This window comes from Pseudomonas sp. GW821-FHT02A11 (assembly GCF_059421985.1).
This window is the reverse complement of the sequence record NZ_JBWKWB010000028.1, coordinates 51,640-66,159: the sequence shown is the minus strand read 5'-3', so window position 1 is coordinate 66,159 and position 14,520 is coordinate 51,640. Positions and strand designations below refer to the sequence as shown.

At 58.2% G+C, this 14,520-nt stretch carries 14 protein-coding genes and 1 other RNA gene; 8 read left to right on the top strand and 7 right to left on the bottom strand.

Going from position 1 to position 14,520, the window contains the following annotated elements; translation table 11 throughout:
• Positions 1–93 precede the first annotated feature (93 nt).
• Positions 94–519 (top strand): cell wall hydrolase, encoded by a 426-nt coding sequence (locus tag AC07V9_RS26030; protein WP_495018500.1) that lies wholly within the window; start codon positions 94–96, stop codon positions 517–519.
• Positions 520–539: 20 nt separating this feature from the next.
• Here AC07V9_RS26030 and AC07V9_RS26025 read toward each other — a convergent pair whose 3' ends face one another.
• A complete protein-coding gene (locus AC07V9_RS26025) occupies positions 540–845 on the bottom strand; it encodes a hypothetical protein (protein ID WP_495018499.1) in 306 nt (101 codons plus the stop codon).
• A gap of 582 nt (positions 846–1,427) precedes the next feature.
• On the opposite strand from AC07V9_RS26025, the gene AC07V9_RS26020 reads away from it, so the two are divergent.
• From AC07V9_RS26020 to AC07V9_RS26010, 3 genes are read left to right on the top strand one after another with little or no spacing between them, the layout of a single operon-like run.
• Complete coding sequence (locus tag AC07V9_RS26020) at positions 1,428–2,198, top strand: TIGR04255 family protein (RefSeq protein WP_495018498.1); 771 nt, start codon at positions 1,428–1,430, stop codon at positions 2,196–2,198.
• Complete coding sequence (locus tag AC07V9_RS26015) at positions 2,191–2,535, top strand: hypothetical protein (RefSeq protein ID WP_495018497.1); 345 nt, start codon at positions 2,191–2,193, stop codon at positions 2,533–2,535. Before AC07V9_RS26020 ends, AC07V9_RS26015 begins: the two co-directional genes overlap by 8 nt.
• Positions 2,536–2,544: 9 nt before the next feature.
• The gene (locus AC07V9_RS26010; protein ID WP_495018496.1) at positions 2,545–3,138 is read left to right on the top strand and encodes a hypothetical protein; all 594 of its coding nucleotides are present in this window, start codon (positions 2,545–2,547) and stop codon (positions 3,136–3,138) included.
• Positions 3,139–3,519: 381 nt separating this feature from the next.
• On the opposite strand, the gene ssrA is transcribed toward AC07V9_RS26010, so the two are convergent.
• The 5 genes from ssrA to AC07V9_RS25985 all read right to left on the bottom strand — a co-directional run bounded on the left by ssrA (position 3,520) and on the right by AC07V9_RS25985 (position 10,333).
• Positions 3,520–3,911: a transfer-messenger RNA gene (gene ssrA, locus AC07V9_RS26005) on the bottom strand.
• Between the two features lie 124 nt (positions 3,912–4,035).
• Positions 4,036–4,326, bottom strand: coding sequence for a PA2433 domain-containing protein (locus tag AC07V9_RS26000; protein WP_296178916.1), 291 nt, complete (start codon positions 4,324–4,326; stop codon positions 4,036–4,038).
• 207 nt (positions 4,327–4,533) lie between these two features.
• On the bottom strand, positions 4,534–7,344 hold the full coding sequence (locus AC07V9_RS25995) for an FAD-binding and (Fe-S)-binding domain-containing protein (RefSeq protein WP_495018495.1): 2,811 nt from the start codon (positions 7,342–7,344) through the stop codon (positions 4,534–4,536).
• 76 nt (positions 7,345–7,420) lie between these two features.
• Positions 7,421–8,569 carry an FMN-dependent L-lactate dehydrogenase LldD gene (lldD, locus tag AC07V9_RS25990; RefSeq protein WP_495018494.1) on the bottom strand — a complete coding sequence of 383 codons (1,149 nt, stop codon included), beginning with the start codon at positions 8,567–8,569 and terminating at the stop codon, positions 7,421–7,423.
• A 66-nt stretch (positions 8,570–8,635) separates the two neighbouring features.
• Positions 8,636–10,333 (bottom strand): lactate permease LctP family transporter, encoded by a 1,698-nt coding sequence (locus AC07V9_RS25985; RefSeq protein WP_495018493.1) that lies wholly within the window; start codon positions 10,331–10,333, stop codon positions 8,636–8,638.
• 418 nt (positions 10,334–10,751) lie between these two features.
• On the opposite strand from AC07V9_RS25985, the gene AC07V9_RS25980 reads away from it, so the two are divergent.
• A complete protein-coding gene (locus tag AC07V9_RS25980; RefSeq protein ID WP_495018492.1) occupies positions 10,752–11,519 on the top strand; it encodes a GntR family transcriptional regulator in 768 nt (255 codons plus the stop codon).
• A gap of 204 nt (positions 11,520–11,723) precedes the next feature.
• Here AC07V9_RS25980 and smpB read toward each other — a convergent pair whose 3' ends face one another.
• Complete coding sequence (gene smpB / locus AC07V9_RS25975; protein ID WP_495018491.1) at positions 11,724–12,206, bottom strand: SsrA-binding protein SmpB; 483 nt, start codon at positions 12,204–12,206, stop codon at positions 11,724–11,726.
• 127 nt (positions 12,207–12,333) lie between these two features.
• Here smpB and AC07V9_RS25970 point away from each other — a divergent pair, with 127 nt between their 5' ends.
• From AC07V9_RS25970 to AC07V9_RS25960, 3 genes are read left to right on the top strand one after another with little or no spacing between them, the layout of a single operon-like run.
• Complete coding sequence (locus AC07V9_RS25970; RefSeq protein WP_495018490.1) at positions 12,334–13,737, top strand: sodium-dependent transporter; 1,404 nt, start codon at positions 12,334–12,336, stop codon at positions 13,735–13,737.
• A 7-nt stretch (positions 13,738–13,744) separates the two neighbouring features.
• Complete coding sequence (locus AC07V9_RS25965; RefSeq protein WP_495018489.1) at positions 13,745–14,179, top strand: type II toxin-antitoxin system RatA family toxin; 435 nt, start codon at positions 13,745–13,747, stop codon at positions 14,177–14,179.
• A complete protein-coding gene (locus AC07V9_RS25960; protein ID WP_495018488.1) occupies positions 14,172–14,492 on the top strand; it encodes an RnfH family protein in 321 nt (106 codons plus the stop codon). The genes AC07V9_RS25965 and AC07V9_RS25960 overlap by 8 nt, the downstream gene beginning before the upstream one ends.
• Positions 14,493–14,520: the final 28 nt, after the last annotated feature.

Sequence of the window (14,520 nt, the reverse complement as noted above, 5' to 3'; positions counted from 1 at the left end):
TGAGCAGTGTCATTCGTCAGAAGAAATGACGATCAATCCAAACCGATCCCTGCCCGCCCTCAAGCGGGTATTTTTTTTGCCTGGAGAACATGAATGAGCGTGACCGAGAAAGATCGTGACGTGTTGGCGCGCACCCTGTGGGGCGAAGCGCGTGGGGAAGGGCTGGCCGGGATGGTGGCCGTGGCCTGGTCGATTCGCAACCGGGTCGACGATGGCAAGGATAAGTCGTGGTGGGGCGAGGGCTACACCGGGGTCTGCCAGAAGCCATACCAGTTCAGCTGCTGGAACAAAGGCGATCCGAATCAGCCATTCCTGACCGGTGCCAAGCAGATCCCATTCCGCGAGCTGGCGCAGTGCCGGGTTGCTGCTGACCAGGTGATCGACGGCAAGGTGCCGGACCCGACCGGCAGGGCAACGCACTATTACGCCACCACCATGCCGACGCCGCCGAAGTGGGCCAACGGTGCGAAGAAGACGCTAGTTGTGGGCCACCACGTCTTCTTCAAGGATGTGCCGTAGTCCTTGGATAAGCCCCGCCTTCAAAGATCGAAGCGACGGGTGATTGGTGCATCACCGTCAAAACCCATTTGAAGATCGCGAACCAACCAGCGAGCATTTTCTTCGTCCTCACTGCTTAGGTTCAGAGGGTCTGATACTAGGTCTGCGGCGACGAGCGAAAGAATGGCGATTCTGATTCGAGAGACCGGATGATCGCTCAAGGACTTCTGAATTTCTCTACTGATGTGAAGCTTCAATTTGGCGCGATTTGGCGTCATCTTGATTTCGTCTTTTAACCATTCCTGAACACGTTCAATATCGCTAGTGACATCGACAGCGTAGCGCATATGCATCTCCTAAAAGCTCCAATGATAGCTTTTTGACGTCATAAAACAATCGTGCAGGGTATGATTCTGTGGATAACCTCGGGTGGCAGGCGCCAGCGTCTTTAGAATTGTGCGTGCGATAGTACGTAGCGCAGGAAAATAAAAGGCGCTGCATCGCTGCAGGCCTCTGTGTGTATGGTGCCTGCACCAGCAGTCGAACCCAGGACCTGCTGATTCTAAGTCAGTCGCTTTATCTCCAAAAAATCATAGGCTTGGGCCTTTGTACTATGCGAAGCATAAGCCCGAGTGCAGATGGAGCGTGGGTTAGCTGAGCAAGCTACGTGCGGGTTCCGCTAAAGCTGGCTGCCGATAAGCCGATATGACATACAAACGCTATCTTTCTTGGTAACACCAGTAGCCTGCATACTGTGCATCTCCTACACTGCGCTCAACAGGCAGGTAGAGGGAGATGAATTTGCTTGCTGCTCCTGTGTCTACAAGTCGACACGCTATCGGCGCTGCTATAAAATCCGCGCGCCCAAGCGTGAGCAACCATGGTAAGGCGCGTCCAATTTGGGCGAGTCTGATGCGAATCGATCGGAGGTGGACAAGGTGTTTCGTGCAGAGTCAAACGGGAAGCTACCATCCAAGCTTGGTAAAGAGCCTTTGGTGGAAGCTGTTTTTGAAATGCGATTTGAAAGCAGCGTGCCGGCTTCGTCCATCTGGCCGGGCATTTTGTATGGGCTGCTTCCTGGTGAAAAAACCATGGAAAACTTCCCTGCTTTCGGCATTCCTAAGGACATGCGTGACGCTGACCCGAACCTTGCGTTTGCTCCTCTCTGCAAGCTCAGTTGGGGCGACTACTGGATACTAATCGGTGATCGGGTTTTTGCTGTAGCCTCCAAAATCCCTTATCGGGGTTGGAATGAGTTCAAAGCCGCTATCACTCAAGCCTTTGAAGTGGTTTTGAAGTCAGGAACGGTTAGCAATGTTTCAAGGTGTTCAATTAAGTACATCGATATCTTGGAAGGTCTGCCTATGAAACCTTCTAGTTGTTTTAAACTGCAGCTGGAGTTGGGTGGACGAAGTGCGACAGAGAATGACTTCCATGTGCGCCTTGGGATGATTGAAGACGGCGTAACTCATGCGCTCCAAATCGCATCTGTGGCAAGCATCACGTTGTTCAATGGGCGCATCATAACAGGGCCAGTGCTGGATGTAGATTCTGTGCTCGAAGTTGGCATTGAGCCGCCTGCTACCTTTTTGGATCAGTTAGCCACAAGAGCGGATTTCTTGCATGATGCCAACAAGCGTCTGGTCTTCGACTGCATGTCTGCCGAAGCATTAGCTTCCCTGGAGCCGCAATATGAGTAGCTACACTATAGTGCGCAACCCTGCGACAGTCAGCGTTGCGGCGGGACTGCTCATGCTGGGTTACACGGCGATTGCACTTCAAAGCCAACTCGAAGCAGCGGAAAGGATTTCCGAGGGCAACAACATGTATATTGCAAACAGCAATAATTTCGTTGATTTTCATTCCAGCTCTACGCTTGGGGCAAACGTACATGATGTGTCGGCCTCAGATGCAAATAATTGGCTGAGTCAGACGTCAGAGGCCTTTGCCGCTGAGATGTCATCTGGCGTGGAAATGCTCGGAGTGGAGTTTGCCACCGTTATTGAGGAAAATTTTTGGGACTTAGTCCTTAGGTAAGGTTCTTGGATGAATATTGATAGTTTCAATTACAAGGACTTTTTACCTTTCTATTTGACTGAGGACCAAAAAATTGGCCTTGCTGCGGCTCTGAAAGATTTTTCTGAGCACTCCAGGGTTTTTACGGATAAGTTTCCAAAGGAAACATTGCAGGGTGATTACTGGGAGAAAACTCCCTACATGGATTTCATCTCAGGCAAGAAGGATGATGTCCGTGTGATGGTTATTTCAAATTCATGTGATATTGATCCGTCAAATAATCGCGACTTTCCTGTTTTTATCACGTATGCCCCCGTGATTGGCTTTAAGCTCTACGAGGAAGCTCTCGTGCGTAAAGGCTTAGATGCTGCAAAGGTCGCTGCAAAAATGTCTGCTATTCGTGAGCAGAAGATCACGAGCATGATGTTTCTACCGGCTGAAAGCAACATGGAAGTTGAGAGCATCGTTTTGTTGGATCGAGCGATTTCTGTTCCTTACAAAGCATTTGTTGACGCTCCCAACAAGAGAAAACTTTCTTCGCTGAATCAGTTTGGCCATTACCTGTTGTCTTTCAAATTATCCATCCACTTTTGCAGGATGCATGAGGGGCTGGCCAGGGGGTAGCTACTCTGCGGCGGGATGAATAGTCTTAGGCTCAGGTCGTAGACATTACTATCGACTGATCTTTTGCCCGGATGCCGGCCGTTTATCCGCCCTAATATCAGCCATGCCTGTAGTGCCCTCCTTATTGGAGTCTTGCCTCCAAAACTTTGTGACCTTTCTTTGCACGTTTGTCGACCACCTGGTGACCAGCCGGTTCAACGTTGTTTGGGCTCTGAATTCGATGGTGTGAGGGTTGCGGGGGCTCCGGGTGGAATGCCTTCGGTCTATAAGATATCAAAGTGATGCTGTCATTAAGCTGGCATTCCAGAGCCAAAATAGCCCCAAAAGGCACAAAAAAAGCACTTGCGCATAACGCTAAGTGCTTGATTTGTATAGCTTGTGTGGTGGAGCCGGGGGGATTTGAACCCCCGTCCGCCAGTACTCCGCTTTCGGGCCTACATGCTTAGCCGTGTCTATTAAGTTAACCCTCAGCGACCCGACGGGCAGGGTGCTTTGGGCGAGCTGTGTAAGTTTTAGCCGATTCGTCCACAGCGTACTGCACGGCGATCCTGTTCTGTATGACAATCATTTCGGGTTTACAGGCATCCCCTGATGATTGCTGGAGCCGAAGCTACCAGAAGGAAGGCTAGCGCCGCTTACGCAGCGAGAGCTTGTTCCCCGTAGGTTTCGTCATTGGCAACTATAGAAAGTTGCAACAGTGGATTTACGACTTCTGTTACCAAGTCGGCATGCCCCTAGAGTTTCATCACCGGCGTCGAATCCTAATCGGCCCCAATTCTGCTGCTCTAGCAGTCAGGTCGCGGAGTGTACCCGAATCAATGGGATACGTCGACTCCGCACCTGCGACCGAGTCACCAAGCCAGCCCGAAGGCTGGCCATGATGCGGTGTTCAGCGCATTACTTGGCGTTGCCGCCGTCAGAACCGTCGCCGCCTGTTTTCAGGCTGGTGATTTCTTTGGTGGTCAGCTCGATGCACTTCTTGTCATCGCCGGCTTTTTGCGCGGCGGTGGCGGCTGTCAGGGTTTTTTCCAGTTCATCTTTGGTGTCGGCGCTCATGTTGGTGCTGGTTGAGGTGTGAGCGTCCTTGAGGGTCTGCAGGTTGGCACCGCAGAGGTCATCGGCAGCGAATACCGGGGAACCCAACAGTGCAGCGGTCAGAAACAAACCAGTCAGTGCTGTGCGCTTCATGTGTATCTCCTTGAGCCTGTGGACTCGGTATGGCCGGTCGATTAGGCCGATTTCCGAGATAAAGGATTAAGCGTCCCGTGTCGTGGCGCTTAAAGAGATGGACTGTCGCCGTTTGCAGGGGTTCTATTTATTTTGCAGGTGGTGTGAAAAAGCCATGTTGCAACATGTGTCGGGAAAATGGGGCGATTGTCGCCCCATTTGTGTGCATCAAGCGCTTCTTGGTCGCGTGACCCGATCCACGAGGTAAACCAGCCCGTGGTAGTCGATGCCGCCGTGTCGGGTGAGGCCGATTTCGCACGTGCGGCTCGTGGAGATGCCTTCACTGCAATGCTGTACCGCGTCTTTCAAGGTGCGCAGCGAGTGGGCGTTGAGTTCGGGCGTGGTGAAGCCTTTGTCGCCTGCGAAGCCGCAGCAGTGGATGCCTTCAGGGATGACCACGTTAACGCTGCACAGGCGCGCCAGTTCGATCAGGGCCTGGCTTTCGCCCAGATGCTGAGTGCTGCAGGTGACGTGAACGGCGATGGCTTCCTGCTGCGGGGTGAACACCAGTTTGTCGAGCAAATGGGTGCGGATGAAGCGGACCGGGTCGTAGAGGTCCAGGCGCGTGTCCTTGAGATCCTGCACCAGGCGCAGGGTGCAGGGGCTGGTGTCGCAGTAGATTGGATCGAGGCCGCCACGGCTGGCTTTGGTCAATGCCGCAAGCAGCTGCTGGCGCTTTTCTTCAGCCTGTTCGGCGTAGCCTTTGGAGGCGAATGGCTGGCCGCAGCAGAGGCTGTCCTGATCCTCCGGGAACACCACTTGATAGCCGGCTTTTTCCAGCAGGCCACGGGTTTTGTCCATCAGCGACATCTGTTCGTGATCGGCTGCGGCGGGGCCCATGACCCGTGATACGCAGGCAGCGAGGTACACCACGCGGGGGCGCTGATCCTCGATTGGCGCAGTTAATCGAATGGCGTTCTCGGCTTGCGGCATGGCCGGGGTCCACTGCGGAACTCGCCCCGACGATGCCTTGGTCAGTGCCGCAGAAAACTTCGCCAGCCTCGGCGCGCCGAGCAGCATGCGTGCGCCATTGGCGGCATGCAGGGTGAAGCGCGCTCCTTTGAGCGCGGTGGTGAAGTGCTGCGCCAGCCAGCCTGCTGTCTTGCCATGGGTGGCGTCTTCGGCGCGGAGTTTTTTCACCAGCTCGCCGGTGTTGATACCCACCGGGCAGCGTTGTGCACAAAGGCCGGTCGCCGCGCAGGTGTCGATCCCTTGATAGTGAAAGGCGCGCTCAAGCTCGGTGGTGTCGGTGCCGGCGCGTTTTTTCGCCTGAATATCGCGCCACATGACGATGCGCTGACGCGGGCTCAGGGTCAGGCCTTTCGAGGGGCAGACCGGCTCGCAGAAGCCGCACTCGATGCATTTGTCGACGATGACGTCGGCGGCGGGCATGGGCTTGAGGTGCTTGAGGTGGATGTCCGGGTCTTCGCTCAGCACCACGTTGGGGTTGAGGATGCCGTTGGGGTCGAGCAGGCGCTTGAGCCTCCACATCAATTGATAGGCGTCGCTGCCCCATTCGAGTTCGACGAAGGGCGCCATGTTGCGCCCGGTGCCATGTTCGGCCTTGAGCGAGCCGCCAAATTCCACCGCGACCAGTTGCGTCACGTCGTCCATAAACGCCGAGTAACGGGCAATTTCCTGCGGGTCGTTGAAGCCCTGGGTGAACACGAAGTGCAGATTGCCCTCCAGCGCATGGCCGAACAGGATCGCCTCGTCGTAGTGGTGTTTGTCGAACAGCTCGATCAGGCGACGCACGCCAATGGCCAATTGTTCGACGGGGAAGGTCACGTCTTCGATGATGACGGTGGTGCCGGTTTTACGCACCGCGCCCACCGCCGGGAAGGTGTCTTTGCGGATAGCCCACAGGCGTGCGTTTTCGCCCGGGTCTTCGGTGAAGTCGACCTGCTTTTCCACCGGAAAATGCGCAATCGAGGCCATGATTTGCGCCAGCTGTTCGTGCAACAACGCCTGTGTCGCCGCGCGTGCTTCGATCAACAGGGCGCAGGCGCTTTCCGACAGTTCGCGTACGAAAGTGGGCATCCCCGGTTTGTTCTGCACCGAGCGCATGCTGCGGCGGTCGAGCAATTCGACCGCTGAGACGGGCTGGGTTTTCAGCACGGTCACGGCGTTGCAGCAGGTCTCCACATCTGGAAACACAATGAGTGCCGAGGCTTTGTTCGGGTGATCGAGCACAGTGTCGTAGGTCACCGCACTGATGAAGCCCAGCGTCCCTTCAGAGCCAACCAGCAGGTGGCTGAGGATGTCGAGTGGTTCATCGAAATCCACCAGGGCGTTGAGGGACAGGCCGGTGGTGTTTTTCAGGCGATATTTGTGACGAATCTTTGCGGCAAGCTCGGTGTTGGCGCGGGTCTCGCGGCCCAGTTCCGCCAGGCGATCGAGCAGCCTGCCGTGGCTGGCACGAAAGGCTGCGACACTCTGGGCGTCTTCGGTGTCCAGGCGCGTGCCATCGGCCAGCACCAGACGCATGCCGGCGAGTGTGTGATAGGTATTTTGCGCCGTGCCGCAACACATGCCGCTGGAGTTGTTGGCGACGATGCCGCCGATTTTCGCGGCGTTGATCGAGGCCGGATCGGGCCCGATCTTGCGCCCGAACGGCACCAGCCAGGCGTTGGCCTGTGCGCCGATCACCCCCGGTTGCAAGCGGATCTGCTCGCCGTCGCGGCGAATTTCCCGACCGTTCCAGTTGTCGCCCAGCACCAGCAGCACCGAGTCGCTGATGGCCTGGCCAGACAGGCTTGTGCCCGCCGCGCGGAAGGTCACGGGTACTTTGTCGACCTGCGCCAGCTTGAGCAGCGTGACCACTTCGTCTTCGGATTCGACGCGGATCACCAGCTTGGGGATCAGCCTGTAAAAGCTGGCGTCGGTGCCGAACGCCAGGGTCGACAGCGGATCGTCGAAGCGTCGCTCGGCAGGGATCAGGCGCTTCACATCGGCCAGGAAGGCGGCGGGGAGGCTCATGGGGTCTTCCTCATCTGCCGCGGCATCTGACGTGCCGCGTGCTTGGGCTAAAGGCGCGATCACGCGCCTGCTTGACTCACTGGATCAGCGATTCGCGCACCAGGGATTCGCGGGTGATCTCGCTGATGGACTTGGCGCCGGTCAGCACCATCGCTACGCGCATTTCTTTCTCGAACAGGTCGAGCAGGTTTCTCACGCCCGCTTCGCCGTGGGTGGCGAGGGCATAGATGAACGCGCGGCCAATCAGCACAGCGTCGGCGCCCAGGGCGATCATGCGCACCACGTCCAGGCCGCTACGGATGCCCGAGTCTGCGAGGATTTTCAGTTCGCCTTTCACGGCGTCGGCGATGGCCGGCAGTGCGCGGGCGCTGGACAACACGCCATCGAGCTGGCGTCCGCCATGATTGGAAACAATGATGCCGTCGGCGCCGAATTTCACGGCGTCGCGGGCGTCTTCGGGGTCGAGGATGCCCTTGATCAGCATCGGGCCGTCCCAGAAATCGCGGATCCACTCAAGGTCTTTCCAGGAAATCGAGGGGTCGAAATTGTTGCCCAGCCAGCCAATGTAATCGGCAAGACCTGTGGGGTTGCCGCGGTAGGTGGAAATGTTGCCCAGGTCGTGAGGACGGCCATTCACGCCGACGTCCCACGCCCACTGCGGGTGAACCATGGATTGCAGGACGCGACGGATCGGGCCGTTCTTGCCGCTCATCCCTGAATGCAGGTCGCGATAGCGGGCGCCGGGCACCGGCATGTCGACAGTGAACACCAGCGTCTTGACCCCGGCAGCCTTGGCGCGCTCGAGGGCATTGCGCATGAAACCGCGGTCCTTGAGCACATACAGCTGGAACCACATCGGCCGGTCGATGGCGGGCGCCACCTCTTCGATCGGGCAGACCGACACGGTGGACAAGGTAAATGGAATGCCTTTGGACGCGGCAGCGCGAGCGGCCTGCACCTCGCCACGCCGGGCGTACATGCCGCACAAGCCGACCGGGGCCAGTGCGATGGGCATGCTCATGGTTTCGTTGAACAGCGTGGTTTGCAGGCTCAGCTCGGACATGTTCTTCAGCACGCGCTGACGCAGGGCGATGCCGGCCAGGTCCGAAACGTTGTGGCGCAGCGTGTGCTCGGCGTAGGCGCCGCCGTCGGCGTAATGGAACAGGAATGGGGGCAACTTGCGTTGCGCGGCGGCGCGATAATCGGTGGAGGCGGAAATGATCATGGAGTCTCGCAACGTTGATTGAGCGTGGTTGCGACCGGGTGCTCGGGGCACCCGGCGCTCGTCTCTTTAGTGAACCAGCATGCCGGTGAACCAGTACGCCTGAGCGTAGGTGATGCAGCCGACGATGGCGGCGAAGAAGATGCTGTGCTTGAGGGTGAAGCGGAACAGGTCCGATTCCTTGCCGACCAAGCCCGTGGCCGCGCAGGCAACCGCGATCGACTGCGGCGAGATCATCTTGCCGGTCACGCCGCCGCTGGAGTTGGCGGCCACCATCAGCACATCACTCACGCCCACCTGATGCGCGGTGGTCGCTTGCAGCGAGCCAAACAGAGCGTTACTCGATGTGTCGGAACCGGTCAGAAACACCCCCAGCCATCCCAAAAACGGCGAGAAGAACGGGAACGCAGAACCTGTCGCCGCCAGTACCAGCGCCAAGGTAGTGGACATGCCCGAGTAGTTCATGACGAAGGCAAAGGCCAGCACCATGCCGATGGACACGATGGCCCAGCGCAGCTCGATCAGGGTTTCTTTAAAAGTGGTCAGACCAGTTTTGGCGCCGATGCGTAGTACGATCATCGCCAGAATCGCTGAAACCAGAATCGCGCTGCCTGAAGCTGCCAGCAGGTCGAACTTGTAAACGGCCGGCATGGCTGTCGGGTTGGCGACGATGGGCGCGGCCTTCATCACCAGTTGGTCCAGGTGCGGGACCGGGAAGTTCATGGTCAGCGCCTGCAGCGGCCCGCCTGGCGCGAACAGCGCCTTGAACGGCTTGAGGGTCCAGATCGTCACGATCACGGTGAGGATCAGGAACGGCGACCACGCTTTGAGGATGGTGCCTGCCGAGTAGGGGGATTTGCGGGTCGTGCGTGGTTGACCGAAGCCGCCAGGACCGCCACCCATGACTGCCGCACCGCCGCTGGTGCTTGCGACGTGCGCGTCGGTCGCGCGAGCCGGTTGCCAGACTTTCAGGAAGAAGGTCAGGGATACCAGGCTCACCAGTGCCGAGGTGATGTCCGGCAGTTCAGGGCCAATGAAGTTGGAGGTCAGAAATTGCACGATGGCGAAACTGCCGCCTGCTACCAGCGCTGCTGGCCAGGTTTCCTTCACACCTTTGACGCCGTCCATCATGAACATCAGCCAGAAGGGCACGAACACCGACAGCAGCGGCAATTGACGGCCCGCCATGGCGCCGATCTTGAACGCGTCGATGCCCGACACCTGACCGGCCACGATGATCGGAATCCCCAATGCGCCGAAGGCCACCGGTGCGGTGTTGGCAATCAGGCAAAGGCCTGCCGCGTACAGCGGGTTCAGGCCCAGGCCTACCAGCAAGGCTGCGGTGATCGCCACCGGAGCGCCGAACCCGGCCGCACCTTCCAGGAAGGCGCCGAAGCAGAAGCCGATCAAAAGCACCTGCAAGCGTTGGTCGTCGGTGATCGACATGACCGAGCTGCGGATGATCTCGAACTGACCGCTCTTGACCGTGAGTTTGTAGAGGAACACCGCCGCGATGATGATCCACGCGATGGGCCACAGGCCGTACAGGAAGCCGTAGATCGCCGAAGCGATGGCCATGTCGGCTGGCATGTTGAAGCCGAAGATCGCGATCAGCACGGCAAGCAACAGAGTGATGGTGCCCGCGACATGCCCTTTGAGCCGGAAAACAGCCAGGGCCACGAAGAAGAACACGATAGGGATGACTGCAACCAGCGCCGAAAGGCCCAGGCTGCCGAGGGGTGTGTAGAACTGTTGCCAGGTTTGCATGTAGGAGGCCCCGTATTGTTGTTGGTTAGGCCCGGTGTCCGTGTCTTGCGTGCGCGGCGCCTGCAAGCGACAACTGCTTGTCTGTCGTCCTGCCGGTGCTGACGAACGAAATCGCACAGCTCACCAGCTCAAACGTTCCGCCGTCGCGAAGCGCTTGCGGCGTGTCGTGGGGTATCCACTCGTCGCCGGCATCTGTAAATTGGTAATACCAATTTACAATGTCTTGGCGCTAGGTTAAAAGCCTTGGCATTGGTGTGTCAATTTGTGGCTCTAAAACTTTTGTCGCAGTGATCACGGTTTTTTCCTGAGGCGCTGATTTGACCTGCATCTGCCGGGTGAATGTCCGATCACAATCAGCGAGAATATGCGCCCCCTGTTATGTCAGGCGGGGGCCGTCGGGGATGTGGAGTGGAGGGGTATGGGCTTTGATCAGGTGCGTCAGCGCCGCTTGTCTGACGATATTGTCGAACAGCTCGAACGCATGATTCTTGAGGGGACGCTCAGGGCCGGCGGGCGCTTGCCTGCCGAACGCGCGTTGGCCGAGCAGTTCGGGGTATCGCGCCCCTCGTTGCGTGAGGCGATTCAAAAGCTGACGGCCAAGGGCCTGTTGGTCAGTCGTCAGGGCGGTGGCAATTATGTCGTCGAGAACCTGGGCTCGACGTTCAGCGATCCGCTGCTGCATCTGCTGGAAAGCAGCCCTGAGGCACAGCGGGATTTATTGGAATTCCGCCATACGTTGGAAGCCTCATGCGCGTATTACGCAGCTATCCGCGCGACCGACGTCGACCGCACGCGCCTGCGCGAAGCGTTCGATGCCTTGCAGGATTGCTACAGCCGGGTTGATGAAGTGAGCCGTGCGGAAGAGGGCGCGGCCGATGCCAACTTCCACTTGGCCATTGCCGAGGCCAGCCATAACGCTGTGCTGCTGCACACTATTCGCGGGTTGTTCGACCTGCTCAAGCGTAACGTCGTGACCAACATCGGCGGCATGTACAAACAGCGCGCTGAAACGCGCGACATGCTGATCAATCAGCACCGTGAATTGTATCAGGCGATTATCGAAGGCCGGGCCAACGATGCCCGTGAGGTGTCCAGCCGGCATCTGTTGTATGTGCAGGAGGTGCTGGAAGAGGTGCGTCAGCAGGTGCAGCGCACGGCCAGGGCTGAGCGGCGTAACGGGATTTAACGGGTTTCAGATTCAGGGGCGGTTTCGGGACTTAGAGGCGGTTTTTCCGGATTGAGCCGAGACTTCCTGTGGGAGCGAATTCATTCGCGATGCGGTTGTACATTCGACATATTTGCATCGGATGTACCGCCCAATCGCGAATGAATTCGCTCCCACAGATGTCTTGCGTTCGTCAGGCAGGCCGCCGTAGCAGCCAGAAGCAATTCAGTCTTCCTTGCCCTTGTTGCGCACAGCGCGCTGCAGTTCGCGATCGGAATCGCGGACCCGCTCGGTATCACGCTTGTCGTATTCCTTCTTGCCCTTGCCCAGCGCGATTTCGCACTTGATCAGGTGCGCCTTCCAGTAAACGGAGAGGGCGACGGCGGTGTAGCCTTTTTGCGCAACGGAGGCGTTGAGCCGTTCCAGCTCGCGCTTGTTGAGCAGAAGTTTACGGGTGCGTGTCGGGTCAGCGATGACGTGAGTACTGGCAGTCGTCAGCGGCGTGATATGGCAACCCATCAGCCATGCCTCACCGTCCTTGAGCAGCACATAACTGTCCACCAGCTGTACCTTGTTGGCACGCAGGCTTTTTACTTCCCAACCGGACAGGACCAGACCGGCCTCGAATTTGTGTTCGATGAAGTAATCGTGTCGCGCCTTTTTGTTCTGCGCGATGGTCCCTGTGGGATGTTTCTTGAGCTTGGCCATAGGCGACGCATTATAGGGATCAACGGCGCTCTCGGCTATGGGGGCTTTGAGGTGACCTGCGTGCTTGAGCGCGCTGAGTGAATCCCGGACAATGCGCGCTCTTTTTTGCGTGTTGGACGTGTCAACGATGTCGACGGACAAGGTTTCGGTTCACGGTAGCTGGGCGAGTCGCTGGGTGTTCATCCTGGCCGCCACAGGTTCGGCCGTGGGGTTGGGCAGTATATGGAAATTCCCCTACATGGTCGGCGTCTATGGCGGCGGCGCGTTCGTGCTGATGTTCCTGGCGTGCATCGCACTGATCGGCATCCCGGTGATGATGGCCGAAACCCTGATCGGCCGCCGTGCCCGGCAAAGCCCGGCCAACGCCCTGAAAGTGCTGGCGCGCAAGGCGGGACACTCCGGCAAATGGTCGTGGGGTGCGTTCGCAGGGATGATCACCGCGCTGCTGATTCTGTCTTTTTATAGTGTCGTCGGCGGTTGGTCGCTGGAGTACATCATCGACGTCGGCAAGGGCGATTTCCAGGCGGTCACCCCTGACGGCGTGGGCGCGTTCTTCGGTGAGATGATCGCCGACCCTTGGCGCATGGTGGCCTGGCACACGTTGTTCATGCTGTTGTCGGCGATCACCATTGCCAAGGGCGTGAACGCGGGGCTTGAGCGCAGCTTGCGCATCCTGATGCCGCTGCTGTTCGTGCTGATGGTGATTCTGCTGGGCTACAGCCTGACCACCGGGCACTTCATGGAAGGCGTGCATTTCATGTTCGACTTCAAGCCTGAGCAGGTCATGGAAGGTTTGCTGCCAGCGATGGGGCATGCATTCTTTTCCCTGAGCGTGGGCGTCGGTTCGATCATGATTTATGGCGCGTACATGACTAAAGGCGCTTCGATCAGTGCGACGGTTGTGGGCGTCGCGTTGCTGGACACCTTTGTTTCGCTGCTGGCGGGTCTGGCGTTGTTTCCGATTGTGTTCGCGGCGGGCCTGAACCCGAGCGAAGGGCCTGGCCTGATGTTCGTTACCTTGCCGTACGCATTTGGTAACGTGGCGTTCGGCACGGTCATGGGTGTGGTGTTCTTTATATTGGTGGCGGTCGCGGCCTGGAGCTCGGCAATCTCGCTGCTGGAGCCGATGGTTGCCTATCTGGTCGAGCGCACCAAGGTGCGTCGCGGCTGGGTGACGTTCTGGCTGTCGTTCATCTGCTGGTTCGTTGGCCTGGGCACGGTCTTCTCCTTCAACATCTGGAAGCAGGCCAAGTTTTTCGTGAACGAAGGCGGCGCGTTTCACCTCTACCAATGGGGCGCGACGGCGGGGCTGGACTTCTTTGGCGTGATCGATTTCTTCACGTCGCGGATCATGCTGCCCTTGGGCGGTTTGTGTTTTGTGGTATTCGCGGGTTGGGTGATGGGGCGTGAGGCGGTGCGTGACGAGTTGTCGGTACGCAGCCCGGTCCTATTCGCTCTGACGTTCTTTTTGATGCGCTATGTGGCGCCGATCGGCATTCTGATTGTCTTTGCCGCTCAGCTTTGGAAATAACGCTGACATGACTACGCATATTCAACGTTCGGCCCTGTTGCCGTATCCGGCCAAGGCGCTGTACGACCTGGTCAACGACGTGTCCCGCTACGCGGAGTTCCTGCCGTGGTGCTCCGGGACCACGGTGCTCGAGCAGAGCGAGACCAGCATGCGGGCGCGGGTCGAAGTGGCCAAGGGGGGGTTGAGCCAGCACTTCGTGACCCGCAACGTCCTGACGCCAGGGCAGATCATCGAGATGAACCTTGAAGAAGGGCCTTTCAGCCAGTTGCATGGCGTCTGGACCTTCAAGGCGCTGAACGAGAAGGCCTGCAAGATCAGCCTGGATCTGTCGTTCGATTACTCGGGGTCGATCGTTCGCGCGACCCTGGGGCCGCTGTTCAATCAGGCAGCCAATACCCTGGTCGACGCGTTCTGCCAGCGAGCCAAAGAGCTGTATGGCTGAGCCGATGATTCACGTCGAAGTGGTGTACGCCACGGCCGAGCAGCAGACGCTGATCGCGCTCGATGTGCCTGCGGGGACGACGGCGTACGCTGCAGTCGAGGCATCAGGTATCGCGCATAGGGTCGTAGGGCTGGATCCGACGCAATGTCCGCTGGGGGTGTTTGGCAAGGTGGTTGCCAACCCTCAGGCGCGTGTTCTGGAGGAGGGCGACAGGGTCGAGATCTATCGACCGCTGCTCGCTGACCCAAAAGAGGTGCGACGTTTGCGCGCAGAGAAAGCGGCGTTGGCCAAAAAGAAGCAGAAATCGATTTAAGTTTTTCATCGCCTCGATTGTCCAGACG